Below are 16,032 nucleotides of genomic sequence, written 5' to 3' on the forward strand. Positions count from 1 at the left end.
CGCTTAGCTGAGGGAGACCCAGACCGACTTGAGCTGCGTCAGCTCGTCGAGCACCGCGCGGCCGTTCTCCCGCCCGAAGCCGGACTGTTTGGTTCCGCCATACGGGCTCGCCGCGTCGAAGCGGTTGTACGTGTTGATCCAGACCGTGCCCGCCGAGAGGCGCGTGGCCAGCGCGTGCGCCTTGCCGACGTCGCGCGTCCAGATGCCCGCCGCGAGGCCGAACTCGGTCGCGTTCGCGACGCGCGCGGCCTCCTCCACGTCGTCGAAGGGGAGGACCGCCAGCACGGGGCCGAAGATCTCCTCGCGGGCGAGGCTCATCGACGGAGAGACCGCCGAGAACACCGTCGGCTCGACGAAGAACCCCGGGCCCTCGCGGCGCCCGCCGGTCTCGCGGCGCGCCCCCTCGGCCGCGCCACGGTCGATGTAGCCGAGCACCTTCGTGAAGTGCGCCTCCGAGACGAGGGGGCCCATCTGCGTCGACGGATCGAGCGGATCGCCAGGGACCATCCGGCGCGCGCCGCTCGTGACCACCTCCAGCACGCGGTCGTGCACCGCCCGCTCCACGAGGAGCCGGCTCCCCGCCGTGCAGAGCTCGCCCTGGTTGTAGAAGATGGCCGTCACCGCCGCCTTCGCGGCGCTCTCCACGTCCGCGTCCGCGAAGACGATGTTGGGGCTCTTGCCGCCCAGCTCCAGCGACAGCTTCTTCAGCGTGCCCGCCGCCGCGCGCATGATCGTCCTGCCCGTCTCCGTGCCGCCCGTGAACGAGATCTTCGCGACGCCCGGGTGCTCGACGAGCGCAGCCCCCGCCTCCTCGCCGTGCCCCGTGACGACGTTGACGACGCCCGGCGGCACCCCCGCCTCCGCGAGGATGCGCGCCAGCTCCAGCGTCGTGAGGCTCGCCTCCTCCGGCGGCTTGATGACCACCACGTTGCCCACCGCGAGCGCGGGCGCCACCTTCCGCGCCGCGAGCAAGAGCGGGAAGTTCCAGGGGATGATCGCGCCGATGACGCCGAGCGGCTCGCGCACGGTGTAGTTCAGGAACGGACCCCGGACCGGGATCGTCTCGCCGCCGAGCTTCGTCGCCCACCCGGAGAAGTAGAAGAACGTGTCCGCCGTGCGCGGCACGTCGATCGTCCGCGCGGCCGTGATCGGCTTGCCCGTGTCGAGCGCCTCGAGCCGCGCCAGCTCCTCGCACCGCGCGAGGATCAGCTCCCCCGCCTTCCACAGGATGCGCGCGCGCTCGTTCGGATCCATCGCCGCCCAGCGCGGAAACGCCGCGCGCGCGGACGCCACGGCGGCGTCCACGTCCTCGCGGCGGCCGCGGGCGAGCTGCGCGAGCGCCCCGCCCGTCGCGGGGTTCGCGGTCTCGAACGTCTCGCCGGAGAGCGCCTCCCGCTCGGCGTTGTCGATCCAAAGCCTCTTCACCGTCTCGCGCGTGTCACCCATGCCCCCGTCGTAAACCCGCGCACCCGGGCGCGGCAAGCGGCGATGACACCCGCCCCGGCGTGCGGGATACTCGCGCTGCCTATGGATTTCTCCGATCGCCCCACGCTCCCGTCCGTCCCTCCGCGAAGAGTCGTCACCGAGCTGCCCGGGCCGAAGGCGCGCGCCTGGATGGCGCGCGGCGGCTTCGACATGCAGTCGAGGTACCGCGCGGTCGTGATGGACGACATCGCGAGCCGCGGGTGCTCGCTCGTCGACGTGGACGGCAACGTGTTCCTGGACCTGTTCGCGAACTTCGCGCTCGGGGCGCTCGGCTACAACCACCCCGCGCTGGTCGAGGTGGCGCACCGCGAGGCCTTCATCCGCGCCGTCGCGAACCCGACGTCGACGCCGTTCGTGACGACGCCGGCCTGGTTCGAGTTCGTGGAGGCGCTCGAGCAGCGGTTCGCGCCGCGCGGCATGGCGCGCGTCTTCTGCGTGGACGCGGGGGGCGAGGGCGTCGAGTCCGCGATCAAGGCGGCGTTCATCCGGCACGGCGAGCGCCGGCGGGAGGCCGCCGGGCTGCCGAGGAACCCGCTCGATCTGCCGGAGGAGCTCCAGAAGAGCATCCTCGACAACGCGGGCACCGACGCGGTGGTCGTGTCGTTCGCCGGCGCGTTCCACGGCCGGGGCCTCGGGCCGATGTCCGCCACGCACTCGAAGGTGATCCACAAGGCCGACCTGCCCGCGTTCCCCTGGCCGACGGCGCCCTTCCCCGCGAGCCGCTTCCCGCTGGCGCGCTTCGCCGACGAGAACGACCGCGCCGAGGCGGAGGCGCTCGCCGCGCTCGAGCGGATCCTCGACGCGCACGACGGCCGGGTGGCCGCCGTGATCGTCGAGCCCGTGCAGTCCGAGGGGGGCGATCGGCACGCGAGCGCGGCCTTCTTCCGCCGCGTGCAGGAGCTCGCCGGGAAGGCGGGCGCGGCGCTCATCCTGGACGAGGTGCAGACGGGCATGGGGATCACCGGCGCGCTCTGGGCGCACGAGCAGCTCGAGCTGCCGCGCCCGCCCGATCTCATGTGCTTCGGCAAGAAGATGCAGATGGGCGGGTTCTTCGCGACGAGCGCGTACGACGTCGCGCAGTTCGGGCGCATGTACCAGACGCGCAACGGCGACCGCGCGCGGTCCGCGGTCGCGCTGGCGACGCTCCGCGCGATCGAGTCGGAGGACCTGCTCGGCAACGTGCGCGCGACGGGCCGCCACTTCCTCTCGCGGCTCGAGGAGCTCTGCGAGCGCTACCCCGCGCTCGCGAGCGAGCCGCGCGGCCGCGGCTTCCTGCTCGCGTTCGACCTGCCGACGACCGCGGCGCGCGACGATTTCCTCTCGCGCGCGCTCCGCCGCGGGGTGTTCGCGAGCTACACGGGGACGCGCTCGGTTCGGCTGCGGCCGCACCTCATCACGACGGTCCCGGACGTCGACGAGGCGATCGGCGTCTTCGACGCGGTGCTGCGCGAGATGGCCGGATGATCGTCGATCCGCGCGACGTCTGCCCGGGGGAGGGGCCGGAGAAGGTCGCGCGGGCGCTCGCGCAGTTCTCCGTGGACGAGGCGCAGGACGGCGCGGCGTTCGACGAGGGCTACCGGGCGCTCGACGCCGTCTTCGGGCCGAAGGGCGAGCTCGAGCGCCGCGAGGTGCTCTGGGCGTGGCTCACCGGGGCGCACACGGACGCGGGGGCGCCGATCTCGGCGACGTACCACCTGCTGCTCGCGCGCGACGCGGAGGGGCACCTCGCCGGCGTGCGCGATTGCTACGTCACGCTGGACCGCGCGGCGCGGCGCTGCGTGGCGCTCCTGTCGCACGCGCTCGTCCTGCCGGCGTTCCGCCGCAGCGGGCTCGCCGCCCTGCTGCGCGCTGCGCCCGTCGCGCTCGCGCGCCGCGCGATCGAGGGCGCGGGGCTCGCAGGGGGCGAGGGGGCCGGCGGCGATGGCGCGGAGGTGATGCTCGCCGCCGAGATGGAGGCCGTCGACCCGGACGACCGCGACACGGTGGTGCGGCTCATCGCGTACGGGCGCGCGGGGTTCGCGATCGTCCCGCCGGACGTGCTCCCGTACGCGCAGCCGGACTTTCGCGATATCGCGGCGCTCGGCGTCACGCCGGTGCCGCTGCCGCTGCTCGCGGTGGTGCGCCAGGTCGGCGAGGAGGAGCGCGACGAGATCCCGCGCGCCCGGGCCGAGTCGTTTCTGCGCCATTACCAGGCCGTCCACGCGCGCGAGGTGAGCCAGGGCGAGCTCGCGCCGATCCGCGAGAACGCGCTCGCGCGCCTCGCGGCGTTCCCGGGTGAGCGCGTGCCCCTGATCCGGATCCCGCGGGGGCCGGCGGAGGCCGCGGGGTTCGCGCCGGTGCTCCGGAGCGCGGTGATGCCGCTGTTCCCGCCGGCGTGGCGCGGCAAGGCGCCGCTCGACGTGCCGGACCGGGAGCTCGAGAGGCTCTGCGCGGCGTGGTCCTCGGGATAGCCGGGGTCAGGAGGCCCCGGGGCTCCGCGCCCCATCGTAGGCGCCGGCTGTTCGGCGGAGATCCTTGCGAGGGCTCCGCCCGGGGCGCGTCGGAGCGCGGCCGGCGCCGGCCAGGCGGGCGGCTCCACGCGAATCCTGCTCGGCGGGTCGCCGCGGGCTACGATTGAGAGCGCCGGACACGCCGCCATGCCGTCAAGCACCACCACCGTTTCGATCCGCAGGATCACGGACGAGGCCGCCTCGGACGCCGAAGATCTGCTCGCCGTCGAGGAGCCGCTCGAGATCGTCGTCGTCGCGCGCGCCCTCGGGGACGCGCGCCGCGCCGAGCGCCGCCTCGGCATCACGATGCGCACGCCCGGCAACGACCGCGAGCTCGCGGTCGGCCTCCTGTTCGCCGAGGGCGTCATCTCCCGCGCGGCCGACGTGGTCGCCGTCGAGGAGGCCCTCGGCCCCTCGGGCGACCTCGTGCGCGTCACGCTCGGCGATGACGTGGCCGTCGATCTCGGGCGCACCGAGCGCGCCCTCGCTGTCGCGAGCGCGAGCTGCGGCGTCTGCGGCAAGGCGTCGATCGACGTCGCGGCGCTCGCGCCGCCCTCTCCGCTCGCGCGGGGCGTCCCCCGGCTCGCGCCGGGGATCGTGCACGGGCTCGCCGCGCGGCTCCGCGGCGCGCAGCCGGTGTTCGGGCGGACCGGGGGGCTGCACGCGGCGGCCCTCTTCGACGCGAGCGGGGCGCTCGCCGATCTCCGCGAGGACGTCGGGCGCCACAACGCCGTCGACAAGCTGATCGGCGCCGCCTTGCTCGCCGGGCGGCTGCCCGATCCGGGTGCGGTGCTCATGGTCAGCGGGCGCGCCGGGTTCGAGCTCGTGCAGAAGGCGCTCCGGGCCTCGATCCCGGTGATGGTCGCGGTGGGCGCGCCCTCGAGCCTGGCCGCCGAGCTCGCGGCGGCGCACGGGATGACGCTCGTCGGCTTCGCGCGCGATGGGCGGTTCAACGTGTACGCGGGCCGGGAGCGCATCGAGGTCCCGGTCGCGGTCCCGGCGGAGGCCGCGTCGTGACGGCCCGCGACGTAGTGCGCGACGTGCAGGCGGAGCCGCCTCTGGAGCCCGAGGCGCCCAGGATCGGCGAGCGCAGCGCGGCGGCCGGCGGGCTCCCGGCGGTCGGCGCGACGCTCCGGCACGCGGTCGGCGAGATGGGGGTCGCGCGCGCCGTGCGCACGCTCCTCCGCGTGAACCAGGGCGAGGGCTTCGACTGCCCCGGCTGCGCGTGGCCCGAGCCCGAGGAGAAGCGCTCGCTCGCCGAGTTTTGCGAGAACGGCGCCAAGGCGGTCGCCGAGGAGGCGACGCTCCGCCGCGTCACGCCCGAGTTCTTCCGGGAGCACAGCGTCGAGGCGCTCTCGCGGCAGTCCGACCACTGGCTCGGCAAGCAGGGGCGGCTCGTCCACCCGATGCTGCTCGACGAGGGCGCGTCGCACTACCGCCCGGTGTCGTGGGACGAGGCGCTCGACGTCGTCGCCTCGTCGCTGCGCGCGCTCGGCTCGCCGGACGAGGCCGTCTTCTACACGTCGGGCCGCACGAGCAACGAGGCGGCGTTCCTTTACCAGCTCTTCGTGCGCGAGCTCGGGACGAACAACCTGCCCGACTGCTCGAACATGTGCCACGAGTCGAGCGGCGTCGGCCTGCGCGAGGCCATCGGCGTGGGCAAAGGGACCGTATCCCTCCACGATTTCGAGCTGGCCGACGCGATCTTCGTCGTCGGGCAGAACCCGGGGACGAACCACCCGCGCATGCTCTCGGCGCTGCGCGAGGCGCGGCTGCGCGGGTGCGAGATCGTGACGGTGAACCCGCTCCCCGAGGCCGGCAACGAGCGCTTCCAGCACCCGCAGCACCCGCTCGATCTCGTCGGCTCGGGCGTGCCGCTCTCGACGCTCTTCCTCCAGGTGCGCATCAACGGCGACGTCGCCCTCTTCACCGGGATCATCAAGGAGATGCTCGAAGAGGAGGAGCGGAGGCCGGGCGCCGTGCTCGATCGCGCGTTCATCGCGGGCCACACCCACGGCTTCGAGGCGTTCGCGGGCGCCGTGCGCGGCGCGCCCTGGGACGACATCGTCGCGCAGAGCGGGGTCCCGCGCGACCGGATCCGGGCGGCGGCCGAGATCGCGATGCGCTCCGAGCGCACGATCGCGTGCTGGGCCATGGGCCTCACGCAGCACCAGAACGGCGTGGCCAACGTGCAGCAGGTGATGAGCTTCCTGCTCCTCCGCGGCAACATCGGGCGGCCCGGGGCGGGCGCGTGCCCGGTGCGCGGGCACAGCAACGTGCAGGGCGACCGGACGATGGGCATCTGGGAGCGCCCGCCCGCGGAGCTCCTCGATCGGATCGAGCAGAACTTCGGCTTCTCCCCGCCGCGCCGCCACGGGCTCGACACCGTCGCCGCGATCGCGGCGATGGCCGAGGGGCGCGCCCGCGTCTTCTTCGCGCTGGGCGGCAACTTCCTCTCGGCCACGCCGGACACGGCGCTGACCGCCCGCGCCCTCGCCAGGTGCGACCTCACCGCGCACGTCTCGACCAAGCTGAACCGGGCGCACCTCGTGACGGGAAGGCGCGCGCTCATCCTGCCTTGCCTCGGCCGCACCGAGCGCGACGCGCAGGCGGGCGGGCCGCAGTTCGTGACCGTCGAGAACTCGATGGGCGTCGTCTCGAGCTCGCGCGGCAACCTCCCCCCCGCCTCGGAGCTGCTGCGCAGCGAGGTGGCGATCGTGGCGGGCCTCGCCCGCGCGGCGCTGGGCGCGCGCTCGCGCGTGCCGTGGGAGGAGCTCACCGCCGATTACGACAGGATCCGCGATCTCATCGAGCGCACGATCGACGGCTTCGACGACTTCAACGCGCGCATCCGGGACCCGCGCGGCTTCGCCCTGCCGAACGCCGCGGCGCGGCGCGAGTTCCGCACGGCGACGGGCAAGGCGAACTTCGTGATCCACCCGCTCCCGCGGCACGATCTCGAGCCGGGCGAGCTCCTGATGATGACGATCCGCAGCCACGACCAGTACAACACGACCATCTACGGGCTCGACGACCGGTACCGCGGCGTCCGGGGCGGGCGCCGCGTCGTGTTCATGAACGCCGAGGACGCGGCCGAGCGCGGGCTCGCCCAGGGGGACCTCGTCGACGTCACGAGCCGCTTCTCCGACGGGGAGCGCGTCGCGCGCGCGTTCCGCGTCGTGCTGTACACGATCCCCCGCGGCAACGTCGCGGCCTACTTCCCCGAGGCGAACGTGCTCGTGCCGCTCGGCAGCATCGCCGAGAAGAGCCACACGCCCGCGTCGAAATCGATCGTGGTGCGCGTCCGGGCGGCGGTCGCGACCGACGGATCTGCGTGACGCTCCGCCGCCCCCGTTGCATTGGAGTCCGACCATGAACGCCCCGACCCACATCCCCCCGCCCATCCCCGGCGAGCCCGAGCGCGCCTCGATGCGCACCGCCATCCCGGGGCCTGCGTCCGAGGCGCTCCGCGCTCGCCACCATCGCTACCAGGACGCGCGACCGATCCACTTCTATCAGGACGCGCGCAAGAGCCTGGGCAACTACATGGTCGACGTGGACGGCAACGTGCTGCTCGACGTGTACGGGCACATCGCCGCCGTGCCCATCGGCTACAACCACCCGGACCTGCTCGCCGCGTGGCGCGACGGCCGCTTCGACTGGTGCGCCGGCTACCGCTCCGCGCTCGGCGTCGCGCCCGCGCCCGAGTGGGTCGACCTCGTCGAGAAGACGCTGATGCGCGTCGCGCCGAAGGGGCACACGCGCGTCTTCACGTTCACGACCGGCGCGGAGGCGGTCGAGAACGCGCTCAAGGCCGCGTTCATCCGGCTCGCCCGGCGACGGCGCGGCGGCGCGCAGCCGAGCGACGGCGACCTCGCCGCCGCCATGCTCAACCGGCAGCCCGGCGTGAACGCCTTCAAGGTGCTCTCCTTCGATGGCGGCTTCCACGGCCGCAGCATGGGCGCCCTCTCGGCGACGCGGAGCAAGCCGATCCACAAGCTCGACATCCCCGCGTTCGACTGGCCCGTCGCGCCGTTCCCCGCGAGCCATTTCCCCCTCGCGGCGCACGCCGAGCAGAACCGCGCCGCCGAGGCGCGCTCGCTCGAGGCGGTCGAGGCGGCGCTCGACGCCCACCCGGACGAGGTCGCCGCGGTCATCGTCGAGCCGATCCAGGGCGAGGGCGGCGACCGCCACGCGAGCCCGGCCTTCTTCCAGGCGCTCCGCCGCCTCACCGCGGAGCGCGGCGTCGCGCTCATCATCGACGAGGTGCAGACGTGCGGCGGCGGGACCGGCGCGCTCTGGGCGCACGAGGCGTGGGACCTGCCCGAGCCGCCGGACATGGTCACGTTCTCCAAGAAGATGCAGCTCGGCGGCTTCTATTGCCGCGAGGAGCTCGCGCCGATCGAGCCGCTGCGCGTCTTCAACACCTGGCTCGGCGACCCGCTCCGCGGCGCGCAGCTCGAGGTGATCCTCGAGGTCATCGAGCGCGACCGGCTCCTCGAGAACACGCGGTCGACCGGCGAGCGCCTGGTCGCCGGTCTCGAGGACCTCTGCCGGCGCTACCCCGGGGTGCTCTCGGGCGCCCGCGGCAGCGGCACCTTCGCCGCGGTCGACTTCCCCCACGCCGCCCGGCGTGACGCGGCGCTCACGGCGCTCCGCAACCGCGGCCTCGAGGTGGGCGGCTCGGGCGAGCGCACGCTCCGCTTCCGGCCGGCGCTGATCTTCGCCCCGCGCCACGTCGGCGAGGCGCTCGACCACCTCGAGTCGGTCTGCAAGTGACCTCTGACGCCGCCGCCTCGCCGCCGATCCGGGTGTTCCACACGCCGCGCTATTTCGCGGACATCGGCGAGCACGTCATGCCGATGCGCAAGTTCGCCCTCGTGCGCGAGGCGATCGAGCGGAGCGGCCTGCCCGCGCGCATCGAGGAGCCCGAGGCGGCCTGTGACGAGGACCTCCTTCGCGTCCACGCGCCCGGGTACGTCCAGGCGATCGCGACCGGCGAGCCCCGGGCGCTGGCCGAGTCGCAGAAGCTCCCGTGGTCGCCGGCGCTCGCCGGGGCGGTGCGCTTCACGAACGGCGGCTGCGTCGCCGCCGCCGCCGCGGCCCTCGAGGACGGCGTCGCGGGCAACCTCGCGAGCGGCTTCCACCACGCGCACGAGGCCCACGGCGAGGGCTTCTGCACCTTCAACGGCCTCGTCGTCGCGCTGGAGCGCGCGCGCGCCGAGGGGCGCATCCGCCGCGGCCTGGTGGTCGACATGGACCTCCACTACGGCAACGGCACCGCCTCGCTGCTCGCGTCGCGCCCCTGGGCGTTCCAGCTCTCCATCTACGGCAGCTGGTACAAGCAGAACAAGGCGCACCGGGACGTCGAGGGCGAGCGCGCCCCGGACACCGAGAACTGCTGGTCCGTCCCGGTCCCGAACGGGAGCGGCGGCGCCGCCTACCTCGAGATCCTGGAGCGGCACCTCGGCCCGGCGATCGACCGCGCCGCGCCCGACCTGATCCTGTACCAGGCCGGCGCGGACCCGTACCGCGAGGACCCGTACTCGCCGCTCGACCTGACCCACGACGATCTCCACGCGCGCGACCAGATCGTGTTCCGGGCCGCGCTCGAGCGGGGCGTCCCGATCGCGTGGGTGCTCGCGGGCGGGTACACGCCCGACGTGAGCCGGGTGGTCGAGGTGCACCTCCGCACCTTCATCGCGGCGGTGCGGGCGAGGGAAGCGGCGGCGCGCCCGGGGTGACCTCGGCCGACCCGCGCCCCGCCAGGCAGGGTAGCATCGCGCGATGGCCGACCTGAACGACGCCGCCCGCCTGGCCGAGCTGCGCGGCGCCCTGCTGCGCGCCGACGCGGACGCCATCCTCGACGCCTGCGTGGTGCGGGCCGCCAAGCTGGCCCGGTCGCCCATCGCCGTGGTCAGCCTGCTCGTGCGCCATGTCCAGCTCCTGCGCGCGCAGCACGGGCTCCCCCTCGAGCTCGCCGTGAGCTGCGCGACGTCGAGGAGCAACTCCTTCTGCCAGCTCGTCGTGCTCGACGAGGTGCCGCTCATCGTCGACGACGCGCTGCGCGACGAGCGCGTCCCGAAGGAGCTCGTCGAGAGCTACGGCATCCGCGCGTACGCGGGCGTGCCGGTGCGCGCGCACGGGCACGTGCTCGGAGCGCTCTGCGTGCTCGACGTCGTCCCGCGCCGCTTCGACCAGCGCATCGTCGGCGCCCTCGAGCAGCTCGCCATCGACGTCTCCGGCAGGCTCTCGGCGCTCACGCTGAGCGACGCCCCGCTGGCCAGCGCCGACGTGCAGGAGCGCCTCGTCCGCGTCGAGCAGGCCACCCGCGCCCTGGAGCGCGCGCTCCTCGCCCTCTCGCCCGTCATCGCCGCGGCGCAGGCGGCGACGGCGGGGCCGCGGGTCGACGCGGCGCGCGGGATCGACGCGGCGCGCGCGACGCACGTCACGCCGGCCAGCCTGCGCGCGGCCGTGTCGTGCTGGCGCGACATGGGCCCCGTCGCGGAGGGGCTCTGCGAGGAGGCCGCGGCCATCGCGAGCGCCTCGCCCTGCGAGGCGGCGTCCGGGCTCGCCACGGAGGCCCGGGCGCTCGCGCGGAACCTCGCCGAGATCGGCCCGCTCGTACGGCTCGCCGAGGGCGTGCTCGACGGGACGCTGGGAGAGGCCGCCGCGGCCAAGGGGCGGGCGCTCGTGCTGCGCGGCGCGCTCGACGCCCACGAGGCCGCCTCCGCGGCGGTGCAAAGGCTCCGCGCGGGCGCCCTGCGCGCGCGGGCCGCGACGGCCAGCCCCGGGAGCGGCGGCGCCGCCCGTCCGCCTGAGGCGCGGTGATCACGGCGCCGTGGGGGATCACCGCGGCGGCAGGGTCGACGGCGGCGCCGGCACCTCGCGGGTGATCTCGCCCGCGTCGGGCCCGTCAGCGAGCGGCTCCGAGCCCGGAGCGAGCGGGTTGCCCTCCCAGGTCGCGGTCTTGTCCCGGCTCCCGTAGACGAACGGCGGACGGGTCTCCAGCTCCCGGGCGATGCGGGCGAGCTCCTCGTCGAGGTGGCGCGGGTTCGCGAGCAGCCTCTCGCGGATGCCGCTGTTCAGGTAACCGCGGATGTCGGGGCTGTCCGGGTAGTACTTCGTGAACACGTTGTGCCGGAAGAGCGGCTTCAGCCGGTGCAGATCCCTGGGCCCGGTCGGGAGCGGCAAGAGCTCGACGAAGCTCTTCCGCTTGGCCCGCTCCTCCAGCCGGTCGAGGACGAGCTGGAGGCTGTTCTCGAGCAGGTGCGGCGCGCAGTGATCCGCGAAATCGTCGTACAGGAGCCGCATGAGCGCCCTCGCCTCGTCGATCGGCAGCTGCGCCTGCCGCTCGCGGCCCATGCGCCGCACGAGGACCATGAAGGGAGACGGCTGGTTGCCGGTCGCGCGGATCACCTCGGGATCGCGGAAGTCGGGCTGGCGGTAGGGGAAGTGGCGCGGGTTGATCGCGTCGAACCCGCCTCGGCCGTAGAACAGGATGCGCTGCCACGACAGGCGCTCTTCCGGCGTGAAGTACTCGACCTCGGCCGCGAGATCGACGTTCATCCCGAAGTACTTGCCCGGGGCCGACGGCGCGGGGAGCGTGATCTTCCCCATCGCGTGGAGGTCGGTGAGGTACTGCATGGCGAGCTCGACCGGCGAGATGCGCAGCCAGTACGACAGCACCGTCCCGCGCGCCTCGGGGATCATGAAGATATGAGCGAGGTAGATGACGCAGAGGTCCGGAGCGTACGCCGGATTGATGAGCACGGTGCCGTCGCGGACGCCGCGCACCTTTCCGTCCGCGTCTCGCGCCACGAGCAGGAAGTAGCGCATGTACGTGCCCGACGGCTCGGGCGTGAACGGGTCGTCGCGGAGGAACGCCTCGATCGCCTCCTTGCGCTCCATCTCTCCATGAGGACCGAAGCAGTCCCAGAGGATCTGATACGCCGCGTCGAAGTCCGGGTCGGAAGGATCCTCGATGGACCAGATCTGGTATTTGCGAGTTTCGCGCTCGATCATCTCCACCACGTCCTGGTGGAAGAGATCCTTCATGCAGAGCCGGACACGTCGCTTCAAGCAGGGCTCCCGGGGTTCATGGTGCCAGAGGCGCATCCCTCTGATAGGTGATCATCGTGGCTCGTGCAGCGCTCGTTGACACGTACACGCACACGCACATCGATTCCGCGCGCTCCGTGTGGAGCGAGGCGGGCCCGGTCTATGAGCCCGTCCCTCCGCTGCGCGCGGACGCGACGGCCGACGTGGCCATCATCGGAGGAGGTTTCACCGGGATCTCCACCGCATACCATCTAATCCGCCGATTTCCGAGCCTCCGCGTCATGATCCTCGAGGCGCGCCACCTCGCGAACGGCGCGAGCGGGCGCAACGGGGGGATGATGCTGAACTGGATCAACGGGGTGGGCTCTCGCGATCCGGAGCTCACGCGCCGCGTGTACGACACGACGCGCGCGGGGATCGACGGCATCGTCGGGATGATCCAGGAGCACGACCTCCCGGTGCGCCACCGCCGCGACGGATGCATGGAGGTGCTCACCGACGCGCGCCGGGCCGAGGCGGCGCACGCGCGGGTGGAGCAGCTGGCCAGCTGGGGCATTTCGCTACAGTACCTGGACAGCGCGGCGCTCTCGAAGCGGCTCGGGATCCAGGGCGCGGCCGGGGCCGTGCTGGACGCGACCGAGGGGCAGCTGAACGGGGTCGACCTGCTGCGCTGCCTGCGCCCGCTGCTGCTCGCTTGGGGGGTCGCCGTCCACGAGGACACGCCGGTGCTCGGGATCCGGGAGGGGCGCACGATCGAGCTGACAACGCCGGGCGGCGTCGTCCGGGCCGCGGCCATCGTGCTCGCCACCAACGGCTACACGCCGCGCCTAGGCTACTTCAAGACCGGCATCTTCCCGCTGCACTCGCACGTCATCGCGACCGAGCCGCTCGACGCCGAGGCGCGCGCCGCGCTCGGCTGGGGGCAGGTCGCCGGCTTCAGCGACGACCGCGACCGGATCGCGTACGCCAGCATGACGCCGGCCGGTGAGCTCGTGTTCGGCGGGGGCAGCAACGCCGCGTATGCCTACCTCTATGGGAACAAGACCTCCTACCCGGGCACACCCGGGTCGGCAGGGCCGGCGTTCGAGGCCATCCGGCGCCGGCTCACCGGCTATTTCCCTGCGGCCGAGCGGCTGCGGATCGCGCACCGCTGGACGGGCACCCTCGGCATCACGATGAGCCGGCTCTGCAGCATGGGGGTGCGCGGCGAGCACCGGAACGTGTACTACGCCCTCGGTTACAGCGGCCACGGCGTGACGCTTGCCAACCTCGCGGGCCGCGTGCTCTGCGACATCTACGCGGGCGACGACGCGCGGTGGCGGGATCTGCCGTTCTACATGGCCCCCCTCCGGGGCGTCCCGCCCGAGCCGCTCCGCTGGCTCGGCTATCACGCGTACACCAAGCTGACGGGGCGCTCGCCGCGCAAGGCGGGCTAGAGCGGCTAGCGCGGGGGCGCCCGCCGAGCGGGCTTGCGTGGCCGGAGCGCGGGGCGCTATTCGATGCGGGGCCATGTTCTGCGCGCGCTGCCACCGGGAGTACGACGCGGGCCATCGGTTCTGCCCCTACGACGGCGCGGAGCTCACCGAGGGCCGGCGCGTCGACCTGTTCCGGTACAAGCCGACCCGGCTGCGCGGGACCGTCCTTGGCGAGCGCTACGAGGTGCGCGGCTACCTCGGCAAAGGGGCGATGGCGCGCGTCTACCTCGCGGTCGAGATCGAGACGGGCCAGCCGGTCGCGATCAAGGTCCTCGAGGAGTTCGCCGCGCGGGCGGAGCGGACGCGCGAGCGGTTCGTGCGCGAGGCGCAGAGCGCCGCGACGATCGGGCACCCGAACATCGTCCGGGTGCTCGACGCCGGCACGCGCTCGGAAGACGGCGCGCCCTACCTCGTGATGGAGTACCTCTTCGGCGAGTCGCTCGGCGACTGGCTCCGGCGCGAGCGCCGCATGGACGCGGACCTCGCCATCCCGGTGCTCTCCCAGGCCGCGTCCGGGCTCGCCGCCGCGCACCGGGCCGGGATCATCCATCGCGACGTGAAGCCGGACAACATCTACCTCGTGGGCCCGCAGGGCGATCCGTACGCGGTCAAGGTGCTCGATTTCGGTCTGGCGAAGATCCAGGCCGCCGACCTCATCACGGCGACCGGCACCGCCGTGGGCACCCTCGAGTACATGGCGCCCGAGCAGGTCGTGAGCGACCTGCCCGACGCCCGCACCGACGTCTACGGGCTCGGCGTCGTCATGTTCCGGGCCTTCACCGGGGAGCTCCCGTTCCCGCGCTCGGAGCAGTCGGAGCTCCTCGCCCGGCAGCTCGTGACCCCGCCGCCCCGCCCCTCGGAGAGGCGCCGGAGCCTCGATCCGCTGCTCGAGTCCGTGATCCTGAAGGCGATCCGGAAGAGCCCGAACAACCGCTATCCCTCGATGGAAGCGTTCCTCGAGGATCTCGAGCGGCTGGCCGGCGACCGGGACGGGCCGCTCTCGGCCGACGAGCCGCTGCGGGAGCCCAGCGATGTCTATGTCCCGCAGGGATCGTTTGCCAGGAACGCGGCGATCTACTTCTATAGGCGGCTCGGCATGGAAGCCCCACGCTTCGACTGAACCGACACCACCTCCCGCGGGCGCTTCCCGCCACCCAGGAGATTCGATTGCCATGGCCTACTCTGCTGCATTCCGATGCCTGACCGGTTGTGCCGGCAGCTACCCGCTGACGCAGCCCCTCTACCGTTGCCCCACCTGCGGCGGCCTGCTCGACGTCGCCCACGACATCGACGCGCTCCGTGACCGGAGCCCCGCGACGTGGATGAAGCTCTTCGACGAGCGCTACAAGCGCACGGTGTGGCCCTACGGCTCCGGGGTCTGGGGCAAGCGGGAGTGGGTCGCGCCCGGGGTCCCGGACGAGGCCATCGTGTCGATGGACGAGGGCGGCTCGAACCTGTTCTGGGCAGACCGCTACGGCCGCACGCTCGGGCTTGATGACGTCTGGGTGAAGCTCTGCGGCAACAGCCACACGGGGTCGTTCAAGGACCTCGGCATGACGGTGCTCGTCTCGGTGGTGAACAAGGCGATCCGCGAGGGCCTCGAGGTGCGCGCGATCGCGTGCGCGTCGACGGGGGACACCTCGGCGTCGCTCGCGGCGTACGGGGCGGCGGCCGGTTTGCCCGTGGTCGTGCTGCTGCCGCGGGGCAAGGTATCGACGGCGCAGCTCGTCCAGCCGATCGCGTCGGGGGCGCTGGTCCTCTCGCTGGACACCGACTTCGACGGCTGCATGGCCATCGTGCAGCGCCTCTCGGCCGACGGCATCGTCTACCTGGCGAACTCGATGAACGCCCTGCGGCTCGAGGGCCAGAAGACCGTGGCCATCGAGATCGTGCAGCAGTTCGACTGGACGCTGCCCGACTGGGTCATCCTCCCGAGCGGCAACCTCGGCAACGCCTACGCCCTCTACGCGGGCTTCAAGATGCTGAAGGACCTCGGCCTGACGACGCGGTTCCCGCGCCTCTGCGTGGCGCAGGCGGCGCGGGCCAACCCGCTCTTCAAGGCGTGGTCCGAGGGGCGGAGCGAGGTCGTGCCGATGAAGGCGGGGGAGACCCTGGCGAGCGCGATCCAGATCGGCAACCCGGTGAGCGCGCCGAGGGCGATGCTGGCCCTCAAGGCGATGGACGGCGTCGCGGAGGAGGTCACCGAGGACGAGCTCTGCGACGCGGCGGCCCGCGCCGATCGCACCGGCATGTACACCTGCCCGCACACGGCGGTCGCCCTCGCCGCGCTGGAGAAGCTCGTGAAGAAGGGCCTCGTGGAGAAGCGCCAGCGGGTCGTCGTGGTCTCGACCGCGAACGGCCTCAAGTTCACGGAGTTCAAGGTGAAATACCACGAGCGCGCGCTCGCGGACGTGACGAGCCGGCTCGCCAACCCGCCGGTCGCGCTGCCGCCCGACTACGACCGCGTCCTCGCCGCCCTCGACAAGCACGCCGCGCAGACCAGCAAGCGCTGACGCTCCGGC

At 73.2% G+C, this 16,032-nt stretch carries 12 protein-coding genes; 10 read left to right on the forward strand and 2 right to left on the reverse strand.

Annotation, left to right across the window (positions count from 1 at the left end):
* Positions 1 to 3: 3 nt before the first annotated feature.
* The gene (locus tag WMF39_RS49470; RefSeq protein WP_437743393.1) at positions 4 to 1,446 is read right to left on the reverse strand and encodes an aldehyde dehydrogenase family protein; all 1,443 of its coding nucleotides are present in this window, start codon (positions 1,444 to 1,446) and stop codon (positions 4 to 6) included.
* Positions 1,447 to 1,527: 81 nt separating this feature from the next.
* Here WMF39_RS49470 and WMF39_RS49475 point away from each other — a divergent pair, with 81 nt between their 5' ends.
* The 7 genes from WMF39_RS49475 (at position 1,528) to WMF39_RS49505 (ending at position 10,805) form a co-directional block, all read left to right on the forward strand.
* Positions 1,528 to 2,949, forward strand: a complete 1,422-nt coding sequence (locus WMF39_RS49475) for an aminotransferase class III-fold pyridoxal phosphate-dependent enzyme (protein ID WP_437743394.1) — start codon at positions 1,528 to 1,530, stop codon at positions 2,947 to 2,949.
* Complete coding sequence (locus tag WMF39_RS49480) at positions 2,946 to 3,935, forward strand: hypothetical protein (protein ID WP_437743395.1); 990 nt, start codon at positions 2,946 to 2,948, stop codon at positions 3,933 to 3,935. Before WMF39_RS49475 ends, WMF39_RS49480 begins: the two co-directional genes overlap by 4 nt.
* Before the next feature lie 186 nt (positions 3,936 to 4,121).
* Entirely contained in the window at positions 4,122 to 4,991 is an 870-nt protein-coding gene (locus tag WMF39_RS49485; RefSeq protein WP_437743396.1) for a formate dehydrogenase accessory sulfurtransferase FdhD, read from the forward strand.
* Positions 4,988 to 7,312: an FdhF/YdeP family oxidoreductase gene (locus WMF39_RS49490; protein ID WP_437743397.1), complete on the forward strand. Its 2,325-nt coding sequence runs from the start codon at positions 4,988 to 4,990 to the stop codon at positions 7,310 to 7,312. Before WMF39_RS49485 ends, WMF39_RS49490 begins: the two co-directional genes overlap by 4 nt.
* Before the next feature lie 34 nt (positions 7,313 to 7,346).
* A complete protein-coding gene (locus tag WMF39_RS49495) occupies positions 7,347 to 8,753 on the forward strand; it encodes an aminotransferase class III-fold pyridoxal phosphate-dependent enzyme (protein ID WP_437743398.1) in 1,407 nt (468 codons plus the stop codon).
* Positions 8,750 to 9,718 carry a histone deacetylase family protein gene (locus WMF39_RS49500; protein WP_437743399.1) on the forward strand — a complete coding sequence of 323 codons (969 nt, stop codon included), beginning with the start codon at positions 8,750 to 8,752 and terminating at the stop codon, positions 9,716 to 9,718. Before WMF39_RS49495 ends, WMF39_RS49500 begins: the two co-directional genes overlap by 4 nt.
* A 43-nt stretch (positions 9,719 to 9,761) precedes the next feature.
* Complete coding sequence (locus WMF39_RS49505; protein ID WP_437743400.1) at positions 9,762 to 10,805, forward strand: GAF domain-containing protein; 1,044 nt, start codon at positions 9,762 to 9,764, stop codon at positions 10,803 to 10,805.
* Positions 10,806 to 10,823: 18 nt separating this feature from the next.
* Here WMF39_RS49505 and WMF39_RS49510 read toward each other — a convergent pair whose 3' ends face one another.
* Positions 10,824 to 12,056: a hypothetical protein gene (locus tag WMF39_RS49510; RefSeq protein WP_437743401.1), complete on the reverse strand. Its 1,233-nt coding sequence runs from the start codon at positions 12,054 to 12,056 to the stop codon at positions 10,824 to 10,826.
* A 56-nt stretch (positions 12,057 to 12,112) separates the two neighbouring features.
* On the opposite strand from WMF39_RS49510, the gene WMF39_RS49515 reads away from it, so the two are divergent.
* The 3 genes from WMF39_RS49515 (at position 12,113) to thrC (ending at position 16,023) form a co-directional block, all read left to right on the forward strand.
* Entirely contained in the window at positions 12,113 to 13,471 is a 1,359-nt protein-coding gene (locus tag WMF39_RS49515) for an NAD(P)/FAD-dependent oxidoreductase (protein ID WP_437743402.1), read from the forward strand.
* A gap of 73 nt (positions 13,472 to 13,544) precedes the next feature.
* Positions 13,545 to 14,630, forward strand: a complete 1,086-nt coding sequence (locus tag WMF39_RS49520) for a serine/threonine-protein kinase (RefSeq protein ID WP_437743403.1) — start codon at positions 13,545 to 13,547, stop codon at positions 14,628 to 14,630.
* Positions 14,631 to 14,682: 52 nt separating this feature from the next.
* The gene (thrC, locus tag WMF39_RS49525; protein ID WP_437743404.1) at positions 14,683 to 16,023 is read left to right on the forward strand and encodes a threonine synthase; all 1,341 of its coding nucleotides are present in this window, start codon (positions 14,683 to 14,685) and stop codon (positions 16,021 to 16,023) included.
* Positions 16,024 to 16,032 lie beyond the last annotated feature (9 nt).

Origin of the sequence: Sorangium sp. So ce1504, from assembly GCF_051521635.1 — a bacterium.
Classification (GTDB): Bacteria; Myxococcota_A; Polyangia; order Polyangiales; family Polyangiaceae; genus Sorangium; species Sorangium cellulosum_B.